Genomic DNA, 26,595 nt, shown 5'->3' on the forward strand with positions numbered 1-26,595 from the left:
CACGCGGGGTCGTGGTCACCCGTACGAGGCGCCGAACCCGGGACGGACCCTGGCGCCCGCCTGGCGCCGGGGTCCCGGATGGAGCCGGAGCTCCCCCCACTCAATAAAGCTGAGGTTACATCAATTTCCGCGTGGGGAATCCCCCGCGTTCGGGGGTGCACCCGTCGGTGGGGTGTCGAGCTCCCCCCGCCGTGCGGCGTCGCTGCCCGTCGCCTCGGTGATGCGGAGGAAGACGATGATCCAGCTGAAGATGAGCACCGCCGCGACCAGCTCGACAGCGGTGAGGTTGTAATAGCCGACGGCGAAGAACAGGGCGACGAGCACGATCACGCCGATGAATACCCAGCCGAGCACATAGAAGGTGTGCGGGAGGTGCGGCATCATCCAGCGGATGCCGATGGCCAAGACGCAGAAGACGACGGCCATCCCGGTCGCCGCCGTGTTGTGCACCAGGAAGAAACGGTCGACGGGGAAGAGCCCGACGCACGCCAGCATCGCCCCGACGATGACGAGGGCCGTGCGCACCTGCAGTTCGCCGCGCGTCGGCCGTCGCTCGGGACTGCCGCTGTCCGTGGCGTAGCGGGCGATCGCCGTCACGAGGATCCCTCCCACGATCACGGTGATGTCGAACGTCGCCGCCGACCAGTCGTCGCTGATGCCCAGCACGCTCAGGTTCTGCTTCCACCAGTGCGGGTTCGACGCCGTCAGCATGCTCGTCAGCGCTCCCACCACCAGGAAGATCGCGAGCACCGCGGACAGCAGCAGCGGGTTCATGTCGGCCGCCGAGAGGAACACGTAGTAGGCCGACACCGCGGCCGCCGTCCCGACCAGCAGGGTGGCCGGGATGGCGAACACCTGTGCGTCCTGGAAGCTGCGAGCGAGCACATCGCTCAGCACCGTCCACAGCAGGAGCACGACCACGGCGTGCGCGATCGAGATCGCCAGCGAGTCGAACACCTCCACGGCGGCGGTCAACCGCGAGCGGTGCTCCCGGGGCCGGCTGAACCAGGGGATGCTCCAGGTGGCCACCCGTCCGCCCCCGTACGCGACCAGCGCGACCAGGCAGCACGCGATAGCGGCGAACTGGCCGACGGACCCGGCGCCGGCGATGGAGAGGCTGTGGCCCGCGAAGACGAAGAACGCCACCGCCGCCACCGCGGCGAACGCGAGCGCGCCCATCCCGAGCGCCAGCGACTCGACGGACGCCGCCCGCAGGCGACGGGAGATCCGGTCGGCGGCTCGGTGCTCGCCGACGCCGTCCTGCGAGACCGCCGTAGCCATGCTCCGAGCATAAGCTCGGCCGGCGCGGGCGGCCCGGAGGGCGATCAGCGGGTCAGCTCGATGAGCATCGAGCGGTGGGTGGGGATGCTGCGCCCGGTCTCTTCGAAGCCGAGTGCCTCCAACTCGGCGAGCCCGTAGCGGTCGAGTGAGCCGTCCACGTCGCTCTCGATCAGCCAGACCCGCCGGACCCCGTCGAAGCGGCCGAGCTCCGCGGCCGTCTGCACCGAGTAGACGCGGTCGGCCCAGCCGATGTTGCGGTCGTACGGCGTGCGCAGCGTGGGGTCGCCGACCGCCCTGAAGCCGCGCGGATAGGTGTGCATGGCGAGCCGCGGGCGTTGCGACGGCTTCGTGGACTCGTCGAACACGACCGCGTCGCCCGGCAGCGCCGCCGCTCCCATCGCTGCGCTGACCTCGGCCCAGTCCGAGTCGTTCTTGGAGTAGGGGCCCCGCTGCGACAGGTAGGCGGGAGTGCAGATCGCCACGACCGCCAGGAGCCCGACGCCGGTCGCCGCGACGGTCGGGATGCCGTCGCGGCGCGAGACGATGCGGCCGAGTACGAGTAGCCCTTCCGCGATGAGCAGCGCCGCGGCTGGAGCGGCGAAGGTGGAGTATCGCGCCGTGTAGAGGGGGAACGCCAGGTTGATCAGCAGCAGCGCGCCGGTGGGCAGGATCAGCCAGCAGGCGCCGACCAGGGCGGCCGGCACAGGGACGGGTGCGGTCCGGGGCAGCGCCGCGGTCGCAGCACGGCCGGCGGCGCCCCACCGTGCGTGCGCTGCGGAGCCGACCGCCAGCGCGATGCACGCCCAGGCGACCAACGCGACCCAGCCGTTGCCGAACCACGGCATCCACAGCAGCGTGGTCGGATCGATCGGCTGGTTGCCCAGGTAGCCGATCTGGCTGCGCTCGAAGTACGCGAGCAGCACGAGAGGCGCGAGTGCGACGAGCGCGCTCCCCGTCGCGATGGCCCACGAGCGCAGCAGTGGGCGCGACGCCCTCGAGATCAGCAGGATCGCGAGGTGCGCGATCGCGATCGATGCCGTGTAGAGGAAGAGGTACGAGGTGATAGCCAGCCCGGCGGCGTAGACCGCCCAGCAGCTTCGCCGGACGGCGGCGGGCGCGGTGCGGCCTGCGCCGTCGACGAGCCAGAGCAGCAGCACGGTCAGCCACGAGGCCGAGGCCGCGGTGAACGCGAACGAACGCGCCTCCTCTCCGGCGTACGTCATCCGCGGAAGGACGCAGGCGACGATGCCCGCGACGACCGCCGCCTTGGGGCCGCCCCGTCGCCCGGCGAGCAGGGTGACGGCGGCGACGGCGAACCCGATCGCGACGGCGCTCGGCAGCCGCAGGGCGAACGGGCTCTCGCCCGCCAGCCGGATCCACCCGTGCATGCCGAGGTAGTAGAGGCCGTGCACGGCGTCCACGTGGAAGAGCATTGGAAGCAGCGTGGTGACCGGGCGCCGCGCGGACATCAGGGTGGTCGCCTCGTCACCCCAGAGCGACGGGATCCAGCTGCCCGCCGCGCAGATGATCGTGGCGACGAGGCCGAACACGGCCGCGATCGTCCACGGCCTGATCGCCCGCAGCGGCTCGGTGCCGGTCGCCGGGCGCTCGGCCGTCGCGGTCAGCGTGCCCCGTTCCACCCGATGTCCCGTTCCACCACGGATCGCTGCGCCCCCGTTCCTCGAGCTCGCGCGTCGTGCCGCGAACCAACTCCTGCCAGCCAATCAGACGACTCCGGGGAGTCCCTGGGGAAGCACTGCGGAAACACACAATCTGCGGATATTTCACCCGCCAGAGTCGTGGAATTCACCGGTTCGTCGTTCATCGGACCCCGGGAGGCCGGCCAGAAGCCTGCCGCCCGGGATCCGCCCCACACACATCGGGAAGACGCCGGGTCCGTGATCCACCCGGCGACGCGTCCGACGTGATGGCATCACGCTACGTGGGCACGCGGACCGGGGCGAGGGGATTCACGTCGGCCCGCCGAGGTGGTAGCTCAGACCTCGCCGCGGCGCGCGCCGGCCCACAGGTCGACGCCCGCGTCCACGGCGAGCTCGTCGATGGCCGCGAGCTCCTCCGCCGTGAAATCGAGGCGGTCGAGCGCGCCGGCATTCTGCTCCAGCTGCGCAACGCTGCTGGCGCCGATCACGAGCGAGGTCACGCGGGGGTCGCGGAGCGCCCATGCCAGCGCGAGCTGCGCGAGGGTCTGCCCGCGCGACGACGCGATGGCGTCGAGACCGCGCAGCCGCTCGACTGCCTCGTCGGTCAGCCAGCCGGCGTCGAACGAGGTTCCCGCGGCCGCCCTCGAGCCCTCCGGCACGCCGTCGAGGTACTTGCCGGTCAGCATCCCCTGCGCCAGGGCCGTGAAGCCGATCACTCCGACCCCGAGCTCGCCCGCCGTGTCGAGCAGCCCCTCGGTCTCGATCCAGCGGTTGAGCATCGAGTACGACGGCTGGTGGATGAGCAGCGGCGTGCCGAGTTCGCGCAGGATCTCCGCCGCGCGCCGCGTCTCATCGGCTCCGTAGGACGAGATGCCGACATACAGTGCTTTGCCGCTGCGGACGGCGGTGTCGAGCGCCTGCATCGTCTCCTCCAGCGGCGTGCTGGGATCCGGACGGTGCGAGTAGAAGATGTCGACGTAGTCGAGCCCCAACCGGCCGAGCGACTGATCGAGACTGGCGAGCAGGTACTTCCGGCTGCCTCCGCCCTGTCCGTACGGCCCCGGCCACATGTCCCAGCCGGCCTTCGACGACACGATCAACTCGTCACGGTACGGCCGGAGGTCCTCCCGGAGGATGCGCCCGAAGTTGAGCTCGGCCGCGCCGTACGGTGGCCCGTAGTTGTTCGCGAGATCGAAGTGGGTGATGCCGAGATCGAACGCCCGGCGGACGATTGCGCGCTGGGTCTCGGTGGGCCGGTCGTCGCCGAAGTTGTGCCAGAGGCCGAGGGACAGCGCGGGGAGGTCGAGGCCGCTGCTGCCGGTGCGCCGGTAGGGCATGCGGTCGTAGCGGGAGGGGTCCGGTGCGTAGGTCATGTGACCAGCCTCCCCGCCCCGGCGGTGCTCGTCCAACAGCGGCGTCCGATCCGATTCTCCGCCGGCGTGGATGAATCAGCGCTCGCGGCGGTGTTTCCGGGCGAACCGGCGCCGGACATCAGCTGCGCGATGCTCCCCGGCGCAGCCAGCCGACGATCGCCGTGATGACGAAGAACACGATGCCGAGGATCGCCAGCCAGAGCAGGCCCTTCACCGCGAAGCCGAGGATCGCGAGGATCAGCCAGATCACGAGCAGGATGATGATGAGAGCTACCATGCCACCACCGAACCCCGTCGTGGGCTCCTCGTCAACGGGTGGGGCGTCGGGTCGGCGTGCGCCGGCGGTCGTGACGGCGGCCGGCGGTCAGGGCTGACCGATGCCGGAGACCAGCAGCGCGAGGTCGGAGCGCCCGCCGTCCAGAGCGCGCACCGCGGGGGTGTCCGGGCAGTACACCGACACGGCGAGGTCGTGCCGGCTGCCCGGAGCGCCCGCCGTCCAGCGGTCGCCGCCGTCGAGCGGGTCCGCATCCCGCGCTGCCAGGTGGCCCAGCACTGCGGTGGCGTCCGCGACGGGCCACCCCCGGCTCGGATCGGCGGCGCTGCCGCCGACGAGCACCTCTCCCGTCGTCGTGTCCACCACGGTGACCAGCAGGAGCGGCGTGAGGTTCGGGGATGTGCCGACCTGCCCGGTGCCTGCGGGGTCCATCGGGACCACGGCCAGCGAGACGGCTGCGGCGACGTCGGGATCGTTGTCCGCGATGCCGAGTTCGGTGTGGAACGTGCGTCCAGGCCGGTACCGGTCGTCCGCTGCGAGCGGGAGGAAGGCGGCACCGCCGTCGACGGGCGACGCCACCTCGTGCTCGTCGACCGTGACCAGGCCGATCGGGTCGCCCGGGCCCGGGTGTGCGGGCCCCCCGGTGTCCCCTGCGTCTCCGGCGGTGAGGACGAACGCGGCGCCCGCGGTGAGCGCGCTGTAGGTCGGGCCGGCGGCGATGGCGATCGCCGCCGCGGTGACGAGTGCGGCGACGACCAGGACGAGGGTGCGGGTGCGCATGGCGGGCTCCGGAGGTGAGGGTTGTCAGCGAGTGTCCCTCCCCGACCGCCGATCCCGACAGGAGAAGCGGCGAGAACCACCCGCACTTCACCTGTCGAGCGATCCGGTCGTCACCCGTGTCGACCGGCCGCTCCGCTGGATCATCGCTCTGGCGCGCCCCGCCGTCCTGTTGCAGGATCGTCAGCAGACGGAGGGAGATCCGATGGACGTGGCGAACACCGGAGGCATGGAATACCCGGACGAAGCCGGCTACCCCGACGGCGAGGGAACCCTCGACGAGGGCACCGGTGCGTTCCGCGATGAGGGCGATGGCGGTGCCGAGCAGGAGGGCGGAGTCGACGTGGAGGTCGAAGCCCCGCAGGGCATCGATCAGCTGGACGAGTTCGACAGGCCCGACGCGCGCGACGAGTGAGGCCGGGCGGACCAGAGCCCGGCCGATCGCTCAGTCGGGCTCTGGCGCTGTTTCCCCATACCCGTAGCTACGGGGACCTCCACGCTACCGCCGCGCGCCCCCGGGCTCCAGTGCTCGTCGCGGCGTACCAGGCTGCGGACGTCTTGAGCCGTCGGCCCCGAGGAGTACTGTGCGACGTGTGGACGTCCTCAAACGCGTGCGGAGCAGCACGACGGACCCGACGGAGGCCGACGCCCTGCTCCGCGAAGCCGATGGGCGGTTCGTCTTCTCGCGCGATCCCGGAGCGGACTTCTCGTTCCGCGTCGAGCAGGCGGGCGACGACGATCTCGCTGTGGGCCTGTACCGGATCGGCGGCGAGTGGCAGTCCGACGGCGAGTTCGACCGGTTCAGCGTCTCCGGCGTCTTCTCCGGCGACTACCGCTGGGAGATCGACGGGGATCGCGACTCGTCCTACGCGGCGCCGTTCCTGGCGCGGCCCGGCCACGACCTGTTCGGGCGCGGCGTCGATCTGACCATCGTCAACGTCTACATCGCCCCCGACCTCCTCCGCGACGTCGCGCGCGTGGTCTTCGCAGACGATCGCGTCCAGCCGGAGTTCGCCTCTCCGCGGCCGGTCGACCTGCGCCGGAGCTACCGGATGCTGCAGTCGATCCAGCTCGCCGCCGAGTTCCTCCGGTCGGGCACGATCGACAACCCGATGGTCCGCGCGAGTCTCTTCCACGAGCTCGCGCTGGACGTGCTGGAGACCTTCCCACTGGTGGGGGACCACCGCTCCCGGCCGGCGACGAACCGCAGTGGCAGCGTCATCTTCCGGCGCGCGACGGCTTTCATCGACGACCACCTGTCACTGCCGATCAGCGTGGGCGACATCGCGCGTGCTTCCGGTGCGAGCCGTTACGACCTCGACCTGGCGTTCCGGGCGCGCACCGGAGGGAGCGCGGGCCGCTACCTCCGAGTGGCGCGCATATCGGCCGCCCGTCTCGACCGGCGGGCCGACCCGTCCCTGAGCGACGCCGACCTCGCCTACCGCTGGGGCTTCGCGTCGACCGAACGCTTCAGCCGTGCGTACCGTTCCGAGTTCGGCGAACCGGAGGCGCCGCCCGCCGTTCGTCCCTGACAGCGCTGACGGGTCGGTGGAGACGTCTCAGCGCAGAGGGTCGCGTCCCGGGCCGTCCGCTCCTGGCACGCGTATCGCCCGACCGTAGCCGTCGCGGGTGAGGCGCTCGACGAAGGCCTCGGGTGACATCCCGGCCTCGGCGGCCCGCCGCAGCAGACGGACGTAGGTGTCGCTGTCGAGGGTGATGGTGACGTCGCCCGACGCGGGGGTTCGATCGAGGAACATCTCGGGTGGGCTCCCGTCGCATCGATGCTGGGGTCGGGGTCCTGCGCACCCGAAGCGCAGGACCCCGACTGAGCCCGAGACGCATCTCGACGGCTCAGAGGGCGGAGGGCGTCGTGGGGGGAACGACACCCTCTCCGAGCGATATTCGCATTGTGCGTGAAGTATAGGACCGGACTGGAACTTTAGTCCAGATTGAAGTTCCAGTTCGGAGGTACGGCTCAGTACGATGAACGCCAGGGGGCGAACGCCCTCGGGAGGAGGGGCGGATGCCGGTTCCCGGCTCAGCGAGCAGCCCACCCGCGCGACTCCTCGCACGCGACCGCGCGTACGACGCCCTGAAGAACGCGATCTTCACCCGCACGATCCTGCCCGGCGAACGACTGGACGACGACAAGCTCCAGGCCTGGCTCGGGATGTCGAAGACGCCGATCCGCCAAGCCCTGCACGCCCTCACGGTCGAAGGGCTCGTCGAGACCGTCGCCCAGTCGCACACGCGGGTGGTCGAACCGCGCGCAGAGGACGCCGTCTCGAACCTGCAGACCATCGGTGTCGTCGTGCTCGGCATCCTCGACTTCGTCCTCGACGAACTCGGCGACGCCGGCCGCCGCGACGTGATCGCCGATATCGACCGACTGATCGACGCTCTCGATCGTCAGGATATCGAGGCCGGGATCGCGGGATCGCAGGCCTACTACGCCCGTCTGATCGCCGCATGCCCCAACCGTGTGCTGGTCGACTTCTCCGCCAGGGCGCTCGCCGCGCGCGCCTACTATGTGACCGTCGCCTACCGCGCCTTCGACGTGCAGTGGGACGAAGCCGCGCGCGACTACCGATCGCTCCGCGATGCCTTGGAGGCCGGCGACGCGCAGGCCGTCGCCGACGCGACCAAGCTCGTGTTCCGCATCGACCAGCCGAGCGCCAGGGCGCGAGGGGAGGCGCGGTGACGCCGATCCCCGACGGAGCGGGACGCTCCGGCTCGACGCGTGAGCTGGTGCGCGATCGTGTCTACGCGCAGCTCAAGGACGCCATCCTCACCGGCGTCCTCCTCCCCGGCGAACGCCTCGACGAGGCCGAGCTCCGGGCGTGGCTGGGCGTCTCCGGCACTCCGATCCGGCAGGCGTTGCACACGCTGAGCCTGGAGGGACTGGTGCAGACGGCGCCGCAATCGCACTCGGCGGTCATCGCTCCGCGACCGGAGCAGGCTCTGGAGACGCTGCAGACGATCGGGGTGCTGGTGGCCGGGGCCACGCTGCTGGCGCTCCCGCGCCTCGACGCCCGCGCCCGCGGCGCGATCGGCGAACAGATCGACGACGTCGTCGCGCGACTCCGGGACGGCGACGTCCCGGCGATCACCCGCTCGGCGGAGGCGCTCTTCTCGTCGATGCTGCGGGGGTGCCCCAATCCGGTGCTGCTGGAGCTGATCGCGCGGGCGGCCCCGTCGCTCAGCTACCACGTGAGCGTGGCCCACCAGGGGCTCCCGACCGATCGCGCGGAGCTGGCTCGCGGGTACGAAGCGCTGAAGGACGCCCTCGACCGGGGTGACGACCGCGAGGTGGTGGTCGCCACGAAGCGGATCTTCGGGGTGCCGCACCCGACGGCGTGACTGCGGTCGGACGCGGCAGGCTCAGTCGCCGACCCCGCCCCGTCTAGCCGCAGAGTTAGGCCGCACGAAACGCTGGCAATCCACCCGGTCGCGCCGGCGTCGCCGGCGTCGTCCGCAAGGATGGGAAGCGCGAAGGGGAGTAGCTCCGCGGCCGGTCGTCCGGCCGTGCGGGCACGTCGACATACTGGCTCGCGTCGAAGCGGCCCGGCGTGCCTCCCGTGCCGTCTGACGCGTGCCATCCGGCCGCGCCGTCGGACTCGGGCGAGCGAGACCTTCGGTCCCACCGCGGTGACCGGACTCCCTGCTGCGTGCTGTCCGGCGCCCTCGATCGAGAGGCCGGAACAGTGAACAGTACCGACAGTCATCCCCCTGCCGCCGCGTCCCGACGCCGACTGCTGATCCCGCTCGGCCTGGTCGCCCTCGTGGCGGCGCAGGGCGTCGCTTTGCGGCTCAGCGGCGTCGAGCCGGCCCCGATCGTCGGCATCCTGATGTTCGGGCTCGCCATCGTCGCGGCCGCGTTCGCCCTGGCGTGGGCCGGGGAGGCCGCGGAGGTCGACATCTCCGGAGGCCTCGCCGTCGGGCTGCTGGCGGTCATCGCGATCCTCCCCGAGTACGCGATCGACCTGTACTTCGCGTTCACGTCCGGCTCCGACCCGGGTCAGGCGCAGTACGCCGCCGCGAACATGACCGGGTCCAACCGGTTGCTGCTCGGGTTCGGCTGGCCGTTCCTGCTGCTGATCGCCTACCTCGCCCACCGGGCGGCTCGCGCACGCCGCCGGCCGATCGACCCGGCCGTCCACGCGCGACCGTTCGCCGTGCGCCTGCCCGCGGACAACCGGGTCGAGCTCGGGCTGCTGGTGACGGCGTCGGTGCTGACCCTGGTCATCCCGCTCACCGGCAGCATCCCGGTCGTGCTCGGTGTCGGTCTGCTCGGCCTGTTCGTGTTCTCCCTCTGGCGCGTGTCGAAGGGGGAGAGCGAGGAGCCGGAGCTCGTGGGCGTTCCGCGCGCGATCGGCACGCTGCCGACGGCCGCCCGCCGCGCCACCGTCATCGCCGTCTTCGTCGTGTCGGCCGCCGTCGTCCTGCTGCTGGCGGAACCGTTCGCGCACAGCCTGATCGCGGGGGGCCGTGCGGCGGGGATCGACGACTTCGTCCTCGTTCAGTGGCTGGCACCGCTCGCGTCGGAGGCCCCGGAGTTCGTCATCGCGATCATCTTCGCCACCCGCGGCAAGGCGGCGATGGGCTTCGGCATCCTGCTGGCCAGCAAGGTGAACCAGTGGACGGCGCTCGTCGGGACGCTGCCGGTGGCGCATCTGCTGGGCGGTGGGGGCTGGGCGCTCCCCCTGGACGGCCGGCAGGTGGAGGAGTTCACCCTGACCGTGGCGCAGACGGTGCTGGGGGTGGCGATGCTGATCGGCTTGCGCTTCTCGGGCCGCTGGGCCGCGGCGCTCTTCGCGCCGTTCGCTGCGACATTCGTGTTCACCTCCACCGAGGCCAGGTGGGTGGTGTCGGCCGTGTACACCGTGCTGGCGGCGGTGTTGCTGGTCCGGCACGCCCGACTGGTCCCGGCGACGCTTGCCGCCCCGTTCCGGCGCGTCGGTTCCGAGCATTCGAAACCGCAGGCCGCACTGGAGGAGCTGGTTCGCTGAGGATCACCGGTGCGCTCGCCCGCGCGCCTCGACACCGGGCCGATCTGCGGCTACCGTGCTTGAGGCGCTGAGGAGGACCGCAGCGCTGAGGAGGTGGACAGCGTGGGCTCACATGTGCGCCGCGCGCGCCGCGCCGTGGTCGCGGGTTGCGTCGCGCTCGCACTCGGGCTCAGCGGTTGCGCAGCGGAGCCGGGCTATTCGGCGCAGACGGCGAGCACCCTCCAGCACGGCGTCCTGGCCGTTGCGACCGCCGCCCACGCCGATGACCTCGCCGGCGCCCAGGACCAGCTGGCCGCGCTGGAGAAGCTGAACGACGCCGCCCGGGCGAAGGGCGACATGACGGCAGCGCGGCACGCGGCGATCGCCGCCTCGATCGCGGCCGTGCGCGCCGACCTCGCCCAGCTGCAGGACCAGGCGGAGAAGGCCCGCCTCCAGCAGCAGCTCCAGCAGTTGCAGGAGCAGCAACAGCAGCAGGATCAGAAGGGCAAAGGCAGCGACAAGGGCCCCGGCAAGGACAAGGGCCCCGGACCGGGAAAGGGCGGCGACGGATGATGCCGACCACCGATGAGACGCCGCAGCCGCTGACCGACGCGGCGGGCACCCTGGTCGCCGGCCGCTACCGCGTTCTCGAGCGCATCGGCCGCGGGGGGCTCGCCGACGTCTACCGCGCCACCGACGAGGCCCTCGGCCGGGAGGTGGCGCTGAAGGTGTTCCGCTCGGAGTTCGCCGACGCTGCGGACCTCCGCCGGCAGCAGGACGAAGTGCGCATCCTGGCGACCCGCTCGCATCCGTCGCTGGTGACGCTGTTCGACGCGATCACGGACGCCGAAGGTCGCGGTGTGCTGGTGCTGGAGTACGTGAAGGGCACCGACGTGCGTGGGCGCCTGCGCTCCGGCGCGCTTCCCGAGCGGGCGGTCGCCGCGATCGGCGCCGACATCGCCCGTGCGCTGGCGTACCTCCACGGCGCCGGGGTCGTGCACCGCGATGTGTCGCCGGCGAACATCCTCCTGCCGGAGTCGACCGCGTCCGGCGTCGCCGCGAAGCTGACCGATCTCGGGATCGCACGCCTCGTCGACGACGCCAAGGTCACCGCGACCGGCACCGTCATCGGGACGGCGAGCTACCTGAGCCCGGAGCAGGCGGCCGGGCGCCCCGTCACGGCGGCGACCGACGTCTACTCCCTCGGGCTGGTCCTCCTCGAATGCCTCACCGGCCATCGGGAGTTCCCCGGCACCGCCGTGGAATCGGCCACCGCCCGGCTCTCCCGCGACCCGCGGATCCCGGAGTCGCTGGGCCCCGCCTGGGGCGGGCTGCTGCGGTCGATGACGTCCCGCGACCCCGCGGATCGGCTGTCGGCCGAGGAGGCCGCGCCGCGTCTGAGCGCCCTCCTCGCGGGCGATTCGCCGACCGTGGTCCTCACCGCCGACCCGGCCGAGGTGCCGACGGCGCCGCTGTCGGCGAAGGACGCGGTGACCGCGCTGGGGCCGACTCTGGTGCTCCCGGCTGCACAGGGTTCGACCGCGGAGCGCCCGGACCTCGGCGCGGCACGTCCCGAGCAGCCCACGTCGTCGGGTCGTCGCCGCTCCGCGCTGGCGATCGTCCTCGCCATCGACGTGATGGCGGCCGTGGTCGCGATGGTCCTGGCTATCGGGGCGCTCGCGGGCAGCGCCGCCCCGGCTCCCGACCCCGTCGGCAGCTACCCCGCGGTCGACGGCACCCTGGGCACGCACCTGAAGCAGCTGGAGCACCAGGTCTCGACCTCCTACGCGCCCTGAGCCCTCCACGCCCTGAGCCCTCCACGCCCTGGCCCGCGATCGCCTACGCGGCCGGCCGCCGCAGCACCCACGCCACCGTCCCGCGCCACGTCGTGCGCAGCTCGCGTCCGCGCCGCCACTCGCGCCAGGTGAGCCAGATGATGATCGCGTCGAACACCGTCAGGACCGCGACGCCGATCGACGGCCTGGTCACCAGTTCGTAGATCTGGAAGATCAGGAACGCCCCCAGCGCCGCCATCGCCCACGGGTAGATCCGGCGCGAGCCGACCAGCAGGGCGATCACGATCGCGAGCTTCACGATGCCGTGCACCAGCAGGTACACGGCGGCGAACACGAGGCTGCCGTGCTGGAGGTGGGCGACGCCGTGGAGGACGAGGTTGGCGATGAGGTCGTGCGGGTCCTCGGCCAGCTCGCCGGACGTCGCAGCCTGTGCGGCGCTCTGCACTTTCGCGGGGGTGACGAACAGCAGCAGCGCGCCGCCGACGACCTCCACCAGGCCGTCGAGGCCCTTGAACAGCACCCCGAGGAGGAAGACGAGGTCGAGGACCCGGTCTTTCATCGCACCTCCTCGATCGGGCGTGTCCGGCGTCCGCTGTGATGACGACGATAGCCCCCGACTCCGGCGGGAGCCGGGAGCCGGGAGCCGGGGGCCGGGAGCCGGGGGCTGCGGGGGCCCGGCGTGAGCGCCGCAGACCGTGTGCGCCTGCATTCGATCGCGCGAGTGGGCGGCGTCAGTCCGTTTCCACGAGCAGATGGCGCGCGACTGCGACCGCGATGGCGTCCTCCCTGTTGTTCACTCCGAGCTTGCGGTACACCCCGCGCAGCTGCGTCTTGACGGTGTTCGTCGACACGACCAACGCGGAGGCGATCTCGTTCACCGACCGTGGTTCCATGAGCTGCGCGAGGACGGCGAGTTCGCGCTCGGTGAGGCGCAACTCGGGTTCCGCACTCGGCAGCAGCGCGCGCAACGGGACGTCGCTGACGACCTCGTCGAACCCCGCGTCCGCGAGAGCGGCCACCACACGAGCGTGATCGTCCGCCGGCAGCAGCGCGATCGGGAGTCGCAGCCCCGTCCTGGCCGACAGCGCGCCCAGGTGCTGCACGGCGCCACGGGTCCGGGCCGTGGGGGCGAGGCGTAGCAGCACAGCGGACTCGAGGGCGGCCGCTTCCGCGGCGGTGCGGGCATCGAGCTGCCGCCCGGCCGCCGCCTCCCTCAGCTGCCGGAGGGCGCTGCCGTTCCTGCCCAGCACGAGGTTCACGCGGGCGCGCTCGACGTGACGCACCGGCCCCGGTGCACTGTCGCGCTCCACGATCACGGATGCGGCGTCCGGATTCCCGAGCGCCAGCCGAGCGATCGAGCGGATGCGCGCCAGCGCCGCCCGCGTGGCGGGGTCACCAGCCCGGACCGGGTCGCTGCCTGCGTGCCCGCGCCGGACCGCAACCCCGGCTGCGCCACCACGCATCGTGTCACCGATCCCGCGGACCCTGCGGGGTTGGCGTCGACCGGGTCGACCATCGCCTGGGGCGTCGGCGGGATCTCTGCCGCCCTTCTCGGTGCGGGCGCTGCGCTGATCGCGATCCGTCGGCGCAACCGGAGAGCCTGACACGGACGGCCGGAGGCGGGGCGGTCGGCGACGGCGGCCGTCCCGCCTCGGGCCGCGGAGCGGCTCGCGCCGTTGCGCGTCAGGCGCCGGCCGCGCAGCGGAACCCGATGTGCGACATCCCCGTGTCTTCGGCCTGCGGTGACCGGGCGGCCGGGCGGAAGCGCAGGCAGTACTCCGGCGAGCACAGGAACGACCCGCCCTTGAGCACCCGCCGCGGGATGGTCTCGCCGTCGTGCGCGCTGGCGGCGGCGAGCAGGTTCTGCCGTTTGCCCGCGTCCACGGGACGGTCGCTGAGCCGGAGGTGGCGCGGCGTGTAGTAGTCGGTCGTCCATTCCCAGACGTTGCCGATCAGGTCGTAGACGCCGTAGCCGTTGGCGGGGTAGGACCCGACCGGTGCCGTGTCGCCCACGCCCTGGTTGTCGTAGGGGAAGTGCCCCAGCCACGAGTTGGCCTGGGGCACGCCGCCGGGGTAGGGCTCGTCTCCCCAGGCGAACCGGGCGCCGTCGACGCCGCCGCGCGAGGCGAACTCGTGCTCGGCCTCCGTCGGCAGCCGTTTGCCTGCCCAGGCTGCGTAGGCCTGCGCGTCCGGGAAGGCGATGTGCACGACGGGATGCCGCGGTCGGTCCTCGACCGACGACCCGGGCCCGAAGGGTGCCCGCCAGTGCGCGCCGGGCTGCCATCGCCACCAGTTGCGCCAGTCGCCCAGGTCCACGGGCCCCGAGGTCGGCGTGAACACCATGGCGCCGGGAACCAGGTCCTCCGCGGCGACCCCGGGGTAGTCCTCGGCCGCCATCGGGCGCTCGGCAACGGTGACGTAGCCGGTGTCGGCGACGAACCGCGCGTAATCCTCGTTGGTGACCTGGTAGCGGTCGATGCGGAAGGCCGCGACCTCGCGCTCGACCACGGGCTGCTCGTCGGGGTAGAACTCGGCGGAGCCCATCCGGAACGTGCCGCCCCCGATCAGCACCATCTCCCTGCCGTCGTCGATCACGCGCTCACGGTATCAGGCGGGTCGGCGCACGGGTCAGGGCTGCACCCCGCCGCCTCGCGCCGCCCGCCGGGGCAGGAGCAGCAGCACCGGCGGCAGTGCGGCCGCGACGATGATGGCCGCGCCCGCGACGCAGGCGACCACGAAGAACGCGACGCCGCGGTTGGCCGCGTTGCCGGCCAGGTGCCCGACTCGTCCGACCCCGGTGGACCAGTCGACGGTGAGCATCACCGCGAGGACGATCAGGACGCCGGCGTAGCCGCACGCCAGGACCGACGCGACGACGACAGCGCCCGTCCGGCGCGCCCTCAGCGCCGCCTCGCTCGCGTCCTGATGATCGTCACGACGATCACGACGACCACCACGGCGGCGAGGACCGCCAACGGCAGCCACGACGAACCTGGTAAGGAGAGCGTCACGGTGTCGTTGCACTCCTGGCCGTTCGGCGGTGCTGTCGCACACGACGCGCGCACCAGCAGTCGCATCATCGGTCGTGCCCGTCGAGCCGGGCTCGGAGCGCCGAGCGCCGTCCGACCGCCCAGCCGCCGACGGCGACGGCCAGCAGCAACCCGGCTGCGGCGAGACCCGCGCCGACCGCGCGCTCGGGCGTGAGCGGGTACATGCCCGAGAACGACTCGCCGGAGAGCGGAGCGTACGCCGTCCAGCCGAACGACGCCGGGGCGAACAGCAGCACCCCGCCGCCGATTGCCACTAGCGCCACTGCCGCCCCGAGCAGTACCCACACCCCGATCCGCCCACGCATACGCTCACGCTATCGGTCAGGCGCGGAGAGGTACAGCGACAGGCGTTCACGTGCATCGCGGGTCGTGACACAGCGAAAGCCGCCCGTGTCGTGCGATGATCTCAACGTTGTAAATTTGGCTGCAGGTGCCATTCGCCGAACGAGGGGATCACATGGTGGCGACGCTGAAGGATGTTGCCGGCGCGGCGGGCGTCTCGATCAAGACGGTCTCGAACGTCGTCAACGGCTACGACTTCGTCAAACCTGCGACGCGGGAGAAGGTGCTCGCCGCGATCGATGAGCTGGGGTACCAGCCGAACCTCGCGGCGCGCAACTTGCGCGCGGGCCGCACCGGGGTGATCGGGCTGGCCGTTCCGTCCCTCAGCTTCAGCTATTTCGCGGAGCTCGCGGACTCGGTGCTCGAGGCCTCCAGGCGCCTCGGCTTCGTCACGCTCATCGAGCAGACCGGCGGAGACCGGGAGGCCGAGCTGGAGTTGCTGCGCGGGCCGCGGCTGTCGATGCTGGACGGCCTGCTGTTCTCTCCGCTCGGGATGTCGATGGACGACGTCGATGCACTGAACGTCGACTACCCGCTCGTCCTGCTCGGCGAGCGCATCTTCGGCGGACCGACCGACCACGTCGTGATGCAGAACGTCGAGGGCGGCTATGCGGCCACCGAGCATCTCATCGAGAGCGGCAGACGTCGCATCGCGGTCATCGGAGCGCACGTCGCTGAGCGCGTCGGTTCGGCTTCGTTGCGCCTCGAGGGCTACCGAGCGGCGCTGAGGGACCATGGCCTGCACCTCGGCGACGAGCTCGTCATGTTCCGGGAGGGCTGGCACCGCACCGACGGCGCGGCCGCGACGCAGCAGCTGTTGGAGTCCGGCGTGCCGTTCGATGCCCTCTTCGCGCTCAACGACGAACTGGCTCTCGGCGCACTGCGCGCGCTGCATCAGGAGGGCGTCCGTGTGCCGGACGACGTGGCGGTCATCGGGTTCGACGACCTCATCGAGGGGCAGTTCGCGATGCCGAGCCTGAGCACGATCGATCCGGGCCGGCCGGTCATCGCCGAGAAGGCCGTCGCGGCACTGATCGAGCGCATCGCCGATCGCGACCGCATGGTCGGTCCGCCCCGGAAGATCGAGGTGCCGTTCACGACGGTCGTGCGCGAATCCTCGCTGTCGACGGCCTCCGAATCGGTCGCGTAACCATGATTGACATCGGTGAAGACGTGCTTCTATAATCCGATACAACGTTGGAATTTCAACGTTGTAAAACCCGCGATCGACAGAGTCGGTCTCCCCCGAGAGGCATTCAATGAAGAAACTCATCGCAGCCGTGGCGCTCGCGGCCGGCGCGGCAGTCGCCCTGGCGGGCTGCTCCGGAACCGGTGCGACGTCGTCCGCCGGCCACGTCGACCTCACCTTCTGGCACGGCTACACCGAAGCCGACGGCAAGGTCCTCGACACGATCGTCGACGACTTCAACAAGTCGCAGAAGAACATCACCATCACCACCACGACCAAGACCTGGGCTGTCATCGGCGACACCCTGCTCCCGGCTCTTTCCGCGAAGAAGGGCCCGGACATCGTGGCCGTGCCGGCGGAGACCCTGCCGGTCTACGCCACCAAGGGTGCGTTCGCGAAGCTCGACGACTTCTACGCCGGCGACGTCAAGAACGCCAACCTCAACCCGCGGGCCGTCGAGATGGAGAAGGTGGACGGCGCGTACTACGGCGTGCCGACCGGATTCGTGCCGCTGTCGGTGATCTACAACAAGGCGCTCTTCGAGAAAGCCGGGATCACCACGTTCCCGACGACCTGGGACGAGTGGGTCGCCGACGCCAAGAAGCTCACCGACCCGGCGACCGGCCAGTACGGCCTGGCGCTGCCGGACCACGCCACGGTCGGCAACGGCGTCTGGGCCAGTCTCTTCTACGGCAACGGCGGCGAGCTCGTGAACGGCTCGAAGTCGGTCGTCGACTCGAAGGCCAACCAGGAGACGCTGAGCTACTGGTCGAAGGCGGTCATCGAAGACAAGATCTCGCCGACCGGACTCGACGGCGTCGCCTCCGACAAGCTGTTCTCCTCCGGCAAGGCGGCCATGGAGATCGGCGGTCCGTGGATGGCCGGCGTCGCCGAGGCGAACAAGATCGACTACGGCATCGCGGGCATCCCCGCCGGACCGAAGGCCTCCGCTTCGTCCGCGATCGGCATCTCGGCGGCGATCACCGCCCAGGCCGACCCGGCCAAGCAGGCCGCCGCGAAGAAGTTCTTCGACTACTTCTTCACCAAGGAGGTGGCCACGAAGTGGTCGCTCGGCTCCGGCTGGCCTCCGCTGCGCACCGACATCCCCGCCTCGGCCGTCTCCGCCAACCCCGTCGTGGAGTCGCTGACGAAGATCGCCGGCGGCGCGCGCCCGCTGCTGCCGGGTGTGGCCAACAGCACGGACGTGCTGGCCGCGGTCGACGAGGCCACGCAGAAGGCGCTCACCGGCGGAGACCCCGCCCAGCTGCTGCAGGACGCCTCCACCAAGGTGCAGCAGGCGCTCAGCAAGTGATCGACCGGCGGGCCGCCGTCGACCCCCACGACGGCGGCCCGCCCCTCCCACGGAAGACACCATGACCAGTCTCACCCGCACACGCGTACGGCGCCCCTACCGGCCGCCGGCGCCGCTGGGCGGCCGGCCCCGCACCGGCCGCAGCCGGGCACCGATGGCGCTGCTGTTCCTGTCGCCTGCGCTCGTCATCCTGATCGCGTTCGTCGGCTGGCCGATGCTCTCGGCGCTCCGGCTGTCGTTCACGAACGCGAGCGGGTTCGGAGCGGAGAGCTGGGTCGGCCTCGACAACTACGTGCGGATCTTCACCGACCCGCAGATCCTCGCCACCCTCGGCAACACCGCGCTGTACACCGTGCTGTTCACGCCGACGGCGCTGATCGCGGCGCTGCTCCTGGCTCTGCTGCTCGGCAACCGCCGCCTGATCGCCCGCGGCTTCTTCCGCACGGCGCTCTTCCTCCCGTTCGTGGTCTCGCTGGCGGTCGCCGCGTTCGCCTGGAGCTATCTGCTGGACCCCCAGGTCGGGCTCGTGAACTACTGGCTCCGCGGCATCGGGATCCAACTGGGCAACGTGCTGCAGGACCCGGTGCTGGCCATGCCCACGGTCGTGCTCGTGGCGATCTGGAAGAACTTCGGGTTCTACATGGTGATCTTCATCGCCGGGCTGCAAGAGATCCCCGAGTCGCTCTACGAGGCGGCGAAGATCGACGGCGCGGGCGCGTGGCGCCGCTTCATCAGCGTGACGCTGCCGCAACTGAGCAACACTCTCGCGTTCGTCGTCGTCTTCGCGATGATCGCCGCACTTCAGGCGTTCGACCAGATCTACGTGATGACCGGCGGAGGGCCGTACCGCTCGACGCAGACCGTCGTGATGGAGATCTACCAGGAAGGCTTCAAGAAGCTCGACCTGGGCGGGGCGACCGCGCTCTCCTACGTGCTGCTGGCGGCGACGCTGCTCCTCAGCCTCATCCAGTTCCGCTTCTTCGGACGACGCGAGAAGGACATCGCATGACGACCACGACCGCCCGGCGCACCGCGCCGCCGCCGCGCACGCCGGCCGGCCGCGCTGCGCGCCTCCGGATCGGGCGCCGGGCCGAACGCTGGCTGCTGTTCGCCGCCGTGCTCGTGCTCACCGCGATCGTGCTGCTGCCCGTGATCGTGATCGTCCTCACCGCGTTCAAGCCGGCCGCCGAGATCAACGCGTTCCCGCCGACGCTCCTGCCCGGCGCCTGGACGCTCGACAACTTCGCGAAGATCTTCAACGACCTCCCGTTCGGCCGGCTGTTCGTCAACAGCCTGGTCTTCGCCGGCGGGGTGACGGTGTTCGCGCTCGTGTTCGACTCGCTCGCCGCGTACGCTCTGGCCCGCATCGACTTCCGCGGCAGCCGGGTGCTGCTGATCGTCATCGTGGCGAGTCTGATGATCCCGTTCCAGGCGACCCTCATCCCCGTCTACCAGCTCGTCGCGCAGCTCGGCTGGGTCAACACCTTCGCCGGGCTGATCATCCCGCGCGCGGCCGACGCCTTCGGCATCTTCTTCCTGCGGCAGTTCTTCATCTCGCTGCCGCGCGACCTCGACAACGCGGCGCGGATCGACGGCGCCGGCGAGTTCCGGATCTTCCGCAGCATCGTGCTCCCGAACGCCGTCCCCGCCCTGCTCACGCTGGCGATCTTCACCTTCGTCAACAACTGGAACGACCTCCTGTGGCCGCTCGTTTTCACCACGTCGCCCGACATGGGGACGATCACCTCCGGCCTGACCCTCCTCACCGGGCCCAGCGGCATCATCCCCTACGGCACGATGATGGCCGGCTCGCTGATCGCCGTTCTGCCGCTCGCGATCATGTTCCTGATCATGCAGCGTCGCTTCATCGAGAGCGTCGCGACAACGGGGCTGAAATGACGGCGCGCTGGTTCGAGGACGGCCGCCTCCACCTCGGTCTCGGGATCGAGGACACGTTCGTGCCGCAGTCGAGGCCGGGCGAACGGGCCATCGACGAGTACGAGCTCACCGAGCATTACGAGCGGTTCGCGGACGACTTCGCGCTCGCCGCGGGAGTCGGCGCGGAGTTCCTGCGCTGGGGCGTGCCCTGGTACCGGGTCGCGCCCGCGCCCGGTCGCTGGGACTGGGACTGGACCGACCGAGCCGTCGACGCTCAGCTCGCCGCCGGGCTGCGCCCGGTCATCGACCTCCTCCACTACGGCACCCCGCTGTGGCTCGACGCACAGTTCGCCGACGCGGACTATCCGCATCATGTCGAGGAGTACGCCGCGCGGTTCGGCGAGCGCTACCGCGACCGGGTGTTCGACTACACGCCGGTCAACGAGCCCGTGATCCACGCGCTGTTCTCGGGGGAGTACGGTTACTGGCCTCCCTATCTCACCGGTGCCTCCGGGTTCGCGGCGATCGCGGCCAACCTGGCGCGGGGGTTCGTCCGCACTCAGCGCGTGCTCGCCGACCGGGTCGGCGCGTCGGCGACGTTCGTGCACGTGGACGCCGCCATGAGCTTCGTCGGTGACGACGTGGCGCCCGAGCACCGCGAGGAGGCCGAGCGGCTCCGCCACCAGGTGCACCTCGTGGAGGACCTCGTCACCGGCCGGGTGGATGCCGCGCATCCGCTGCTCGACCGGGTCGCGCCCGCGATCCCGGACGTCGAGCTGCAGTGGTTCCGCGACAACGCCGTGCAACCCGACATCATGGGCGTCAACTACTACCCGCGGCACTCCACCGAACTGTTCGAGGCCGGCGTCCACCACGGCGGCGGCTTCGCGGACCCGCGGCCGAGCGTCGATCGCGGCGCCGAAGGACTGCGCGAGGCGCTGGTGTCGTTCGCCGCACGGTACGGCGCACCGGTCATGGTCACGGAGACCTGCGTCACCGGGAGCGTGGGCGAGCGCATCGCGTGGCTCGGCGAATCGCTCGGCCTCGTCGAACGGCTTCGCGAAGAAGGCGAGGCGATCGTCGGCTATACCTGGTGGCCCCTGTTCGACATGTACGAGTGGACCTGGCGCCACAGCGACCGGCCGCGAGCGGATCACCTGTTGAGCATGGGACTGCACGATCTCGTCGAGTCGCCGGATGGGCTGCGCCGGTCGGCGAACCCGGTCGCCGATGCCTTCCGCGAGCACGCCCGCCGCCTCGCCTGCGCCTCGACCCGCGACTGACCCTCCCGCACACCCTGACCGGAAGATCCCCATGCACAGTGCACGCCTCTCCCTCCAGCCCGGAGCCACGATCGGGAACATCAGCCCGCGACTGTACGGTTCGTTTCTCGAGCACCTCGGACGGGCGGTCTACGACGGCATCTACGAACCGAGCCATCCGTCGGCGGATGCCGACGGGTTCCGCACCGACGTCATCGAGCTGGTCAGGGAACTCGGCGTCTCGGCGATCCGCTACCCGGGAGGCAACTTCGTCTCGGGGTTCCGGTGGGAGGATTCGGTCGGACCGAAGGAGGAGCGTCCACGCCGGCTCGACCTGGCGTGGCACTCGACGGAGACCAACGAGGTCGGACTGCACGAGTTCCAGGCATGGCTCGACCGTGTGGGAAGCGAGTTGATGCTCGCCGTCAACCTGGGAACGCGCGGCGTGCAGGAAGCGCTCGAGCTCCTCGAGTACGCCAACCACGGGGGAGGGACGGAGCTTTCCGATCGCCGCATCGCCAACGGCCGCACCGAGCCCTTCGACGTGCGCATCTGGTGTCTGGGAAACGAGATGGACGGCCCGTGGCAGCTCGGCCACAGTTCCGCGGAAGAGTATGGAAGCCTCGCTGCGAAGACCGCCGGCGCCATGAAGGCATACGATCCCGACCTCGAGCTCGTCGTCTGCGGATCGTCGAGCTCCTCGATGCCGACCTTCGGCGAGTGGGAGCGCACGACCCTCGCCGCGACCTACGAGCTCGTCGACTACATCTCGTGCCACGCCTACTACGAGAACACCGGCGACCTGGGCAGTTTCCTCGCTTCGGGCGTCGACATGGACTTCTTCATCCGGAGCGTGACGGCCACAGCCGACCACGTGAAGGCCGTCAAGGGCAGCGACAAGACCATGAACATCTCGTTCGACGAGTGGAACATCTGGTACAACACCCGGTTCGAGAACGTCGACAAGATCACAGGCACGGACAACTGGCCGGTCGCCCCCCGGTTGTTGGAGGACACCTACACGGTCGCCGACGCCGTCGTGTTCGGCAGTCTTCTCATCACGATGCTGAAACACGCCGATCGGGTGACGAGCGCTTCGCTCGCCCAGCTGGTCAACGTGATCGCCCCGATCATGACCGAGCCCGGTGGCCCGGCGTGGAGGCAGACCACGTTCTTCCCGTTCGCCGCGACCTCGGCTCACGGTCGGGGTGTAGCACTGGACGTCGACCTGACGACCAGCACTTACCGGACGGACCGCTTCGGCGACGTCGACACGGTGGACGCTGTCGCCACCCACGACGCCGAGAGCGGGCGTTTCGCGATCTTCGCGGTGAACCGGGCCATCGACGGTCCCACCGAACTCATCGTCGACCTGTCGGCGTTGGATGCGGCTGCCCCGGACCTGGCCGTCCGGGTGAGTACGCTGACCGATCCCGATCTCGACGCCGCCAACACTCGTGAGCACCCCGACCGGGTCGCGCTGACCGAGCTCTCCTTCACGCGCGAAGGCGACACCGTTCGTCTCGAACTCCCCGCCGTCTCGTGGACGGAGATCCTGGTCGGCTGAATCCGGCGCATTCGAGGAGGCGGAGGCTGGCGGTGCTCTCCCGGAAGATGCTGGATCGGATTGTCCGGACGTCGCGATGCCCTCCGCGTGGATGCGCTCGACGTCGGGCCGATCCTCCGGCCTGAGCGCGCGGATGGTCATGCTGTTGCGGTCGTGAGGAGGGCGGAGACGCGGTCGAGGCTGCCCGGCACCAGCTTGTAGTAGGCCCACGTACCGCGCTTGGATCGGGTCAGGTACCCGGCGTCCATCAGGATCTTGAGATGGTGGGAGACGGTGGGCTGGCTGAGGCCGACGGGTTCGGTGAGGTCGCAGACGCAGGCTTCGTCGCTGTCGGAGGCGGCGACGATCGAGAGCAGCCGGAGCCGGGTCGGGTCGGCGAGCGCCTTGAACGCGATGGCCATGGCTTGGGCGTCTTCGGCAGAGAGCACGTCCTTGGTGACCGGTGTGCAGCAGGAGCCGACCGGGGTGAGGGCGAGTGCTTCCACAGTGCTCATGGGCTCAGCCTAGCGACAATATTGACAAACTTCGATGAATGGATGCAGACTCACTGCATCGAAGAACGTCAATGGAGGATGCGATGACCCTGGTCGACCTGACCACCCCCGCCGCGCGCAGCAGGCGTCTCGACGGACTGCCCGTCGCGATCATCGGCGCCGGCCCGATCGGACTGGCCGCGGCGGCGAACCTCATCGAACGCGGCATCGACTTCATCGTCTACGAATCCGGCGCCGACGCCGGCTCCAGCATCCAGAAGTGGGCGCACATCCGATTCTTCTCGCCCTGGCGGCACCTGGTCGACCCGGCCTCCCGCCGACTTCTGGAAGCCGCCGGGTGGACCGCCCCGGAAGCCACGGGGCTGCCGACCGGCGGCGAGTTCGTAGCCGCCTACCTCGAGCCGCTGTCGAAGCTCGACGCCATCGCCTCCCGCATCCGCTACGGCGCGACCGTGGACGCGGTCAGCCGCGAGGGCATGGACCGCACCCGCAGCGCCGGCCGCGCCGAGACCCCGTTCCTGCTGCGCATCACTGACGCCGACGGTGTCCAGGAGGTCACCGCGCGGGCGATCGTCGACGCGTCCGGCACCTACCTCACGCCGAACGGCTTGGCCTCCTCGGGTCTCGACCCGCTGGGGCTCCCGGCCGTCGCCGAGCACGTCTCGCACGCGCTCCCGGATGTGCTCGGACAGGAGCGCGACCGGTTCGCGGGCAAGCGCGTCACCGTCGTCGGCGCCGGACACTCGGCCGCCAACACGCTGCTGAACCTCGCCGCGCTGAAGCGGGAGGTGCCGCAGACGCAGATCACCTGGCTGATCCGCAATGCCGGCGCCGTCCGGGTCACCGCCTCGGAGGATGATGAGCTGATCGCCCGTGCCGCGATCGGCAAGCGCGTCGACCGGCTGATCGAGACCGGTGCGATCCAGCAGCTCGACCGGTTCGAGATCCTCCGCCTCGCCCCGATCGGCGCCGGTGTCCGGCTGATCGGGCAGCGCGCCGGCGAGCTCGTCGAGCACGACACCGACGTGGTCGTGAACGCGACCGGGTTCCGCCCGAACCTGGACATGCTGCGCGAGATCCGGTTGGAGCTCGATGACATCGTGGAGGCGCCCGCCCGGCTGGCGCCTCTGATCGACCCGAACGTCCACTCCTGCGGCACCGTCGAGCCGCACGGGTTCGCCGAGCTCCAGCAGCCCGAGCCGAACTTCTTCCTCGCCGGGATGAAATCCTACGGGCGCGCCCCGACATTCCTGCTCGCCACCGGCTATGAGCAGGTCCGCTCGATCACTGCCTACCTCGCCGGGGACATCGCATCGGCGACGAATGTGGAACTGGCGCTGCCCGCGACGGGCGTGTGCTCGACCGGTTCGTCCTCCTGCTGCTCGTGATCGCGATGCCGATGCCGGTCGTCCGAGGGCCGAAAGACCCTCGCCGCACCACGCGGGTCGACGTACGGTGCTGCCATGTGCCCGATGGAACAGGACGGAGCCGGTTGGTCTGCGGTCCGATCGATGGATGATCGGGCAGCAGGCGTGAGCGCTCCGCGTCTCACGTACACGGTTCGGGGGCGTACGACCGCCCACGAGACGGCCCGGATCGACGCCGGCTCGGAGACGATCCCGTTCGACTCGAGCTGGGCGTCGCGACCCTCAGGTCTTCCGGGCCCGGCAGAACTGCTCGCCGGTTCGTTCGCGGCCTGCCTGCTCAAGAACATGGAGCGTGCAGGTCAGCTGCTCGACTTCCAGTACGGATCGGCTGAGGTCGAGGTCACCGTCCGGCGGCAGGACGACCCGCCTCGCTTCGTCGAGGTGTCCTATGAGATGACGGTGACCACCGATGAGTCCCCGCGGCGGCTCGATCTCGTCTACCGGAACCTCCAGAAGTACGGAACCGTCTACAACACGCTGGCGGCCGTCTGTGACGTCCACGGGACCCTGACCGCGGACGCCCTTGGCTCGGACTGAGCGTCGTACAGGGTCGCTTTGCCGTCGGGTCGCCCGGACCGGACAGTGCATAGACTGGCGTCTATGGGTGGGGTGTCGGAACCGGACCCGCTGCAGAGCTTGAAGCGGATCGGCGATCCCACGCGGGCGCGCATCCTGCGCCTGCTGCTCGACGCACCCGATGGCCGCGGCTCGGTGACGCGGCTGGCCGAGGTCCTCGGGCTGCGGCAGCCGACCGTCTCCCACCACCTGAAGGTGCTGCGCGAGGAAGGTCTGGTCGAGCGTGCCCAGGAGGGTCGCACCGCCTGGTACTCGATCACGGCCGATCAGCTGGATCGTGTCGCCGAACTCGTCCGCGACGCTCCACCCGCCGCAGGCGGTGCGGCGACGGAGCGGATCATCGACGACCTCGCCCTCCGTTATCGAGGGGTCCTGTCCCGGGAGAGCGTCGAGCAATACGTGCGTGACAGTTACGACCGGCTCGACGGGCGCACGAACCGGGCGTCGCTGACCAGCGCGTTCGCCGTCTCCCGCCTCGACGCTCTGCTCCGTGCGACCGGCGAGCGGGCCGGGGTGCCGGAGGTGCTGTTCGTGTGCGTGCAGAACGCCGGCCGCTCCCAGCTCGCCTCTGCGATCCTGCGTCAGCTCGCCGGCGACCGGGTCACCGTCCGCACCGCAGGCTCCCAGCCGGCGGACGCCGTCCGCTCCACGATCGTCGCCGTGCTCGACGAGGTCGGCACGCCGCTCGGTGGCGAGTTCCCCAAGCCGCTGACGGACGAGGCGGTCCGGGCCGCGGACTACGTGATCACGATGGGCTGCGGTGACGCCTGTCCCATCTTTCCGGGCCGGGAGTACCTGGACTGGGACATCCCCGACCCCGTCGGCCGGCCGCTCGCGGAGGTGCGAGCGATCCGTGACGACATCGAAGGACGCGTCCGCGAACTCCTGACCCGGATCGATGCTGAACGGCTCGTGAACACCTCGGCGGCCGACTAGCAAAACCATAGACGCACATCTATGCTTTCTCGTACGAGAGACCATGCTTTTTCACGAAGGGGAGCCCCGCCATGGCTGACACCACGCCCACCGTCCTGTTCGTCTGCATCCACAACGCCGGCCGCTCCCAGATGGCCGCCGGGTTCATGCGCGAACTCTCGGGAGGTCGCGTCGAGGTCCTTTCCGCCGGCTCGGAGCCGAAGGAGCTGATCAACCCGGTCGCTGTGCAGGTCATGGCCGAGGAGGGCATCGACATCGCCGGTGAACAGCCCAAGATCCTCACCACGGAGGCCGTCAAGGAATCCGACGTGGTGATCACGATGGGCTGCGGCGACACCTGCCCGATCTTCCCCGGCAAGCGCTACGAGGACTGGGACCTCACCGACCCCGCCGGCCGCCCGGTCGAGGAGGT

The 26,595-nt window shown here is 70.5% G+C and carries 29 protein-coding genes; 17 read left to right on the forward strand and 12 right to left on the reverse strand.

Annotated features, from left to right (window positions below):
- Window positions 1–120: 120 nt before the first annotated feature.
- The 5 genes from Q0Q23_RS08995 to Q0Q23_RS09015 form a co-directional block, all read right to left on the reverse strand.
- Window positions 121–1,281 carry a hypothetical protein gene (locus tag Q0Q23_RS08995; RefSeq protein WP_295122212.1) on the reverse strand — a complete coding sequence of 387 codons (1,161 nt, stop codon included), beginning with the start codon at window positions 1,279–1,281 and terminating at the stop codon, window positions 121–123.
- A 44-nt stretch (window positions 1,282–1,325) separates the two neighbouring features.
- Window positions 1,326–2,921 (reverse strand): hypothetical protein, encoded by a 1,596-nt coding sequence (locus Q0Q23_RS09000; RefSeq protein WP_295122214.1) that lies wholly within the window; start codon window positions 2,919–2,921, stop codon window positions 1,326–1,328.
- Window positions 2,922–3,277: 356 nt separating this feature from the next.
- The gene (gene mgrA, locus Q0Q23_RS09005; protein WP_295122216.1) at window positions 3,278–4,315 is read right to left on the reverse strand and encodes an L-glyceraldehyde 3-phosphate reductase; all 1,038 of its coding nucleotides are present in this window, start codon (window positions 4,313–4,315) and stop codon (window positions 3,278–3,280) included.
- 118 nt (window positions 4,316–4,433) lie between these two features.
- The gene (locus tag Q0Q23_RS09010) at window positions 4,434–4,592 is read right to left on the reverse strand and encodes a hypothetical protein (RefSeq protein WP_295122218.1); all 159 of its coding nucleotides are present in this window, start codon (window positions 4,590–4,592) and stop codon (window positions 4,434–4,436) included.
- An 87-nt stretch (window positions 4,593–4,679) separates the two neighbouring features.
- Entirely contained in the window at window positions 4,680–5,369 is a 690-nt protein-coding gene (locus Q0Q23_RS09015; RefSeq protein WP_295122220.1) for a hypothetical protein, read from the reverse strand.
- 31 nt (window positions 5,370–5,400) lie between these two features.
- Between Q0Q23_RS09015 and Q0Q23_RS09020 the strand changes: the two genes are divergently transcribed.
- Window positions 5,401–5,781 (forward strand): hypothetical protein, encoded by a 381-nt coding sequence (locus tag Q0Q23_RS09020; protein ID WP_295122222.1) that lies wholly within the window; start codon window positions 5,401–5,403, stop codon window positions 5,779–5,781.
- A 169-nt stretch (window positions 5,782–5,950) separates the two neighbouring features.
- A complete protein-coding gene (locus Q0Q23_RS09025; RefSeq protein ID WP_295122224.1) occupies window positions 5,951–6,898 on the forward strand; it encodes an AraC family transcriptional regulator in 948 nt (315 codons plus the stop codon).
- 27 nt (window positions 6,899–6,925) lie between these two features.
- Here the strand turns inward: Q0Q23_RS09025 and Q0Q23_RS09030 are convergent, their stop codons facing one another.
- On the reverse strand, window positions 6,926–7,123 hold the full coding sequence (locus tag Q0Q23_RS09030) for a hypothetical protein (protein ID WP_295122226.1): 198 nt from the start codon (window positions 7,121–7,123) through the stop codon (window positions 6,926–6,928).
- Between the two features lie 266 nt (window positions 7,124–7,389).
- On the opposite strand from Q0Q23_RS09030, the gene Q0Q23_RS09035 reads away from it, so the two are divergent.
- From Q0Q23_RS09035 to Q0Q23_RS09055, 5 genes are all read left to right on the forward strand, one after another.
- Window positions 7,390–8,067 carry a GntR family transcriptional regulator gene (locus Q0Q23_RS09035; protein WP_295122228.1) on the forward strand — a complete coding sequence of 226 codons (678 nt, stop codon included), beginning with the start codon at window positions 7,390–7,392 and terminating at the stop codon, window positions 8,065–8,067.
- Window positions 8,064–8,726 (forward strand): GntR family transcriptional regulator, encoded by a 663-nt coding sequence (locus Q0Q23_RS09040; RefSeq protein WP_295122230.1) that lies wholly within the window; start codon window positions 8,064–8,066, stop codon window positions 8,724–8,726. The genes Q0Q23_RS09035 and Q0Q23_RS09040 overlap by 4 nt, the downstream gene beginning before the upstream one ends.
- 344 nt (window positions 8,727–9,070) lie before the next feature.
- Window positions 9,071–10,375, forward strand: a complete 1,305-nt coding sequence (locus Q0Q23_RS09045; protein WP_295122232.1) for a sodium:proton exchanger — start codon at window positions 9,071–9,073, stop codon at window positions 10,373–10,375.
- A 102-nt stretch (window positions 10,376–10,477) separates the two neighbouring features.
- Entirely contained in the window at window positions 10,478–10,927 is a 450-nt protein-coding gene (locus Q0Q23_RS09050) for a hypothetical protein (RefSeq protein ID WP_295122234.1), read from the forward strand.
- Window positions 10,924–12,150, forward strand: coding sequence for a serine/threonine-protein kinase (locus Q0Q23_RS09055; RefSeq protein ID WP_295122236.1), 1,227 nt, complete (start codon window positions 10,924–10,926; stop codon window positions 12,148–12,150). Before Q0Q23_RS09050 ends, Q0Q23_RS09055 begins: the two co-directional genes overlap by 4 nt.
- A 43-nt stretch (window positions 12,151–12,193) precedes the next feature.
- On the opposite strand, the gene Q0Q23_RS09060 is transcribed toward Q0Q23_RS09055, so the two are convergent.
- From Q0Q23_RS09060 to Q0Q23_RS09080, 5 genes are all read right to left on the reverse strand, one after another.
- Window positions 12,194–12,709, reverse strand: a complete 516-nt coding sequence (locus Q0Q23_RS09060; RefSeq protein WP_295122239.1) for a DUF2127 domain-containing protein — start codon at window positions 12,707–12,709, stop codon at window positions 12,194–12,196.
- Between the two features lie 172 nt (window positions 12,710–12,881).
- Complete coding sequence (locus Q0Q23_RS09065) at window positions 12,882–13,613, reverse strand: response regulator transcription factor (RefSeq protein WP_295122241.1); 732 nt, start codon at window positions 13,611–13,613, stop codon at window positions 12,882–12,884.
- 220 nt (window positions 13,614–13,833) lie between these two features.
- Window positions 13,834–14,724 carry a formylglycine-generating enzyme family protein gene (locus Q0Q23_RS09070; protein ID WP_295122273.1) on the reverse strand — a complete coding sequence of 297 codons (891 nt, stop codon included), beginning with the start codon at window positions 14,722–14,724 and terminating at the stop codon, window positions 13,834–13,836.
- Between the two features lie 54 nt (window positions 14,725–14,778).
- Window positions 14,779–15,135: a hypothetical protein gene (locus Q0Q23_RS09075; protein WP_295122243.1), complete on the reverse strand. Its 357-nt coding sequence runs from the start codon at window positions 15,133–15,135 to the stop codon at window positions 14,779–14,781.
- A 91-nt stretch (window positions 15,136–15,226) separates the two neighbouring features.
- Window positions 15,227–15,505 carry a hypothetical protein gene (locus Q0Q23_RS09080; RefSeq protein WP_295122244.1) on the reverse strand — a complete coding sequence of 93 codons (279 nt, stop codon included), beginning with the start codon at window positions 15,503–15,505 and terminating at the stop codon, window positions 15,227–15,229.
- Between the two features lie 152 nt (window positions 15,506–15,657).
- Here Q0Q23_RS09080 and Q0Q23_RS09085 point away from each other — a divergent pair, with 152 nt between their 5' ends.
- From Q0Q23_RS09085 to Q0Q23_RS09110, 6 genes are all read left to right on the forward strand, one after another.
- Window positions 15,658–16,692, forward strand: coding sequence for a LacI family DNA-binding transcriptional regulator (locus tag Q0Q23_RS09085; RefSeq protein WP_295122246.1), 1,035 nt, complete (start codon window positions 15,658–15,660; stop codon window positions 16,690–16,692).
- Window positions 16,693–16,801: 109 nt separating this feature from the next.
- Complete coding sequence (locus Q0Q23_RS09090) at window positions 16,802–18,043, forward strand: ABC transporter substrate-binding protein (RefSeq protein ID WP_295122248.1); 1,242 nt, start codon at window positions 16,802–16,804, stop codon at window positions 18,041–18,043.
- A gap of 61 nt (window positions 18,044–18,104) precedes the next feature.
- On the forward strand, window positions 18,105–19,052 hold the full coding sequence (locus tag Q0Q23_RS09095) for a carbohydrate ABC transporter permease (RefSeq protein ID WP_295122250.1): 948 nt from the start codon (window positions 18,105–18,107) through the stop codon (window positions 19,050–19,052).
- Window positions 19,049–19,942: a carbohydrate ABC transporter permease gene (locus Q0Q23_RS09100; protein WP_295122252.1), complete on the forward strand. Its 894-nt coding sequence runs from the start codon at window positions 19,049–19,051 to the stop codon at window positions 19,940–19,942. Before Q0Q23_RS09095 ends, Q0Q23_RS09100 begins: the two co-directional genes overlap by 4 nt.
- Window positions 19,939–21,204: a family 1 glycosylhydrolase gene (locus Q0Q23_RS09105; RefSeq protein WP_295122255.1), complete on the forward strand. Its 1,266-nt coding sequence runs from the start codon at window positions 19,939–19,941 to the stop codon at window positions 21,202–21,204. Before Q0Q23_RS09100 ends, Q0Q23_RS09105 begins: the two co-directional genes overlap by 4 nt.
- Before the next feature lie 31 nt (window positions 21,205–21,235).
- Window positions 21,236–22,750, forward strand: a complete 1,515-nt coding sequence (locus Q0Q23_RS09110) for an alpha-N-arabinofuranosidase (protein WP_295122257.1) — start codon at window positions 21,236–21,238, stop codon at window positions 22,748–22,750.
- 137 nt (window positions 22,751–22,887) lie between these two features.
- Here the strand turns inward: Q0Q23_RS09110 and Q0Q23_RS09115 are convergent, their stop codons facing one another.
- Window positions 22,888–23,244: a metalloregulator ArsR/SmtB family transcription factor gene (locus Q0Q23_RS09115; RefSeq protein WP_295122259.1), complete on the reverse strand. Its 357-nt coding sequence runs from the start codon at window positions 23,242–23,244 to the stop codon at window positions 22,888–22,890.
- Window positions 23,245–23,327: 83 nt separating this feature from the next.
- Here Q0Q23_RS09115 and Q0Q23_RS09120 point away from each other — a divergent pair, with 83 nt between their 5' ends.
- The 4 genes from Q0Q23_RS09120 to Q0Q23_RS09135 all read left to right on the forward strand — a co-directional run.
- Window positions 23,328–24,632: an NAD(P)-binding domain-containing protein gene (locus Q0Q23_RS09120; RefSeq protein WP_295122261.1), complete on the forward strand. Its 1,305-nt coding sequence runs from the start codon at window positions 23,328–23,330 to the stop codon at window positions 24,630–24,632.
- A 144-nt stretch (window positions 24,633–24,776) separates the two neighbouring features.
- The gene (locus Q0Q23_RS09125; RefSeq protein WP_295122263.1) at window positions 24,777–25,208 is read left to right on the forward strand and encodes an OsmC family protein; all 432 of its coding nucleotides are present in this window, start codon (window positions 24,777–24,779) and stop codon (window positions 25,206–25,208) included.
- A gap of 63 nt (window positions 25,209–25,271) precedes the next feature.
- Complete coding sequence (locus Q0Q23_RS09130; RefSeq protein ID WP_295122265.1) at window positions 25,272–26,183, forward strand: metalloregulator ArsR/SmtB family transcription factor; 912 nt, start codon at window positions 25,272–25,274, stop codon at window positions 26,181–26,183.
- A 71-nt stretch (window positions 26,184–26,254) separates the two neighbouring features.
- Window positions 26,255–26,595, forward strand: a 341-nt coding sequence (locus tag Q0Q23_RS09135) for an arsenate reductase ArsC (RefSeq protein ID WP_295122267.1), incomplete at its 3' end; no start/stop codon positions are given.

This window comes from uncultured Leifsonia sp. (genome assembly GCF_945957465.1).
Classification (GTDB): Bacteria; Actinomycetota; Actinomycetes; order Actinomycetales; family Microbacteriaceae; genus Leifsonia.

Coding starts and splice junctions, on each gene's coding strand:
- Q0Q23_RS09095 (WP_295122250.1), top strand. CDS start 18,105: ATGACCAGTCTCACCCGCACACGCGTACGGCGCCCCTACCGGCCGCCG.
- Q0Q23_RS09105 (WP_295122255.1), top strand. CDS start 19,939: ATGACGGCGCGCTGGTTCGAGGACGGCCGCCTCCACCTCGGTCTCGGG.
- Q0Q23_RS09120 (WP_295122261.1), top strand. CDS start 23,328: ATGACCCTGGTCGACCTGACCACCCCCGCCGCGCGCAGCAGGCGTCTC.
- Q0Q23_RS09090 (WP_295122248.1), top strand. CDS start 16,802: ATGAAGAAACTCATCGCAGCCGTGGCGCTCGCGGCCGGCGCGGCAGTC.
- Q0Q23_RS09110 (WP_295122257.1), top strand. CDS start 21,236: ATGCACAGTGCACGCCTCTCCCTCCAGCCCGGAGCCACGATCGGGAAC.
- Q0Q23_RS09130 (WP_295122265.1), top strand. CDS start 25,272: ATGGGTGGGGTGTCGGAACCGGACCCGCTGCAGAGCTTGAAGCGGATC.
- Q0Q23_RS09100 (WP_295122252.1), top strand. CDS start 19,049: ATGACGACCACGACCGCCCGGCGCACCGCGCCGCCGCCGCGCACGCCG.
- Q0Q23_RS09070 (WP_295122273.1), bottom strand. CDS start 14,724: ATGGTGCTGATCGGGGGCGGCACGTTCCGGATGGGCTCCGCCGAGTTC.
- Q0Q23_RS09060 (WP_295122239.1), bottom strand. CDS start 12,709: ATGAAAGACCGGGTCCTCGACCTCGTCTTCCTCCTCGGGGTGCTGTTC.
- Q0Q23_RS09010 (WP_295122218.1), bottom strand. CDS start 4,592: ATGGTAGCTCTCATCATCATCCTGCTCGTGATCTGGCTGATCCTCGCG.
- Q0Q23_RS08995 (WP_295122212.1), bottom strand. CDS start 1,281: ATGGCTACGGCGGTCTCGCAGGACGGCGTCGGCGAGCACCGAGCCGCC.
- Q0Q23_RS09055 (WP_295122236.1), top strand. CDS start 10,924: ATGATGCCGACCACCGATGAGACGCCGCAGCCGCTGACCGACGCGGCG.
- mgrA (WP_295122216.1), bottom strand. CDS start 4,315: ATGACCTACGCACCGGACCCCTCCCGCTACGACCGCATGCCCTACCGG.
- Q0Q23_RS09115 (WP_295122259.1), bottom strand. CDS start 23,244: ATGAGCACTGTGGAAGCACTCGCCCTCACCCCGGTCGGCTCCTGCTGC.
- Q0Q23_RS09085 (WP_295122246.1), top strand. CDS start 15,658: ATGGTGGCGACGCTGAAGGATGTTGCCGGCGCGGCGGGCGTCTCGATC.
- Q0Q23_RS09080 (WP_295122244.1), bottom strand. CDS start 15,505: ATGCGTGGGCGGATCGGGGTGTGGGTACTGCTCGGGGCGGCAGTGGCG.
- Q0Q23_RS09030 (WP_295122226.1), bottom strand. CDS start 7,123: ATGTTCCTCGATCGAACCCCCGCGTCGGGCGACGTCACCATCACCCTC.
- Q0Q23_RS09065 (WP_295122241.1), bottom strand. CDS start 13,613: ATGCGTGGTGGCGCAGCCGGGGTTGCGGTCCGGCGCGGGCACGCAGGC.
- Q0Q23_RS09035 (WP_295122228.1), top strand. CDS start 7,390: ATGCCGGTTCCCGGCTCAGCGAGCAGCCCACCCGCGCGACTCCTCGCA.
- Q0Q23_RS09015 (WP_295122220.1), bottom strand. CDS start 5,369: ATGCGCACCCGCACCCTCGTCCTGGTCGTCGCCGCACTCGTCACCGCG.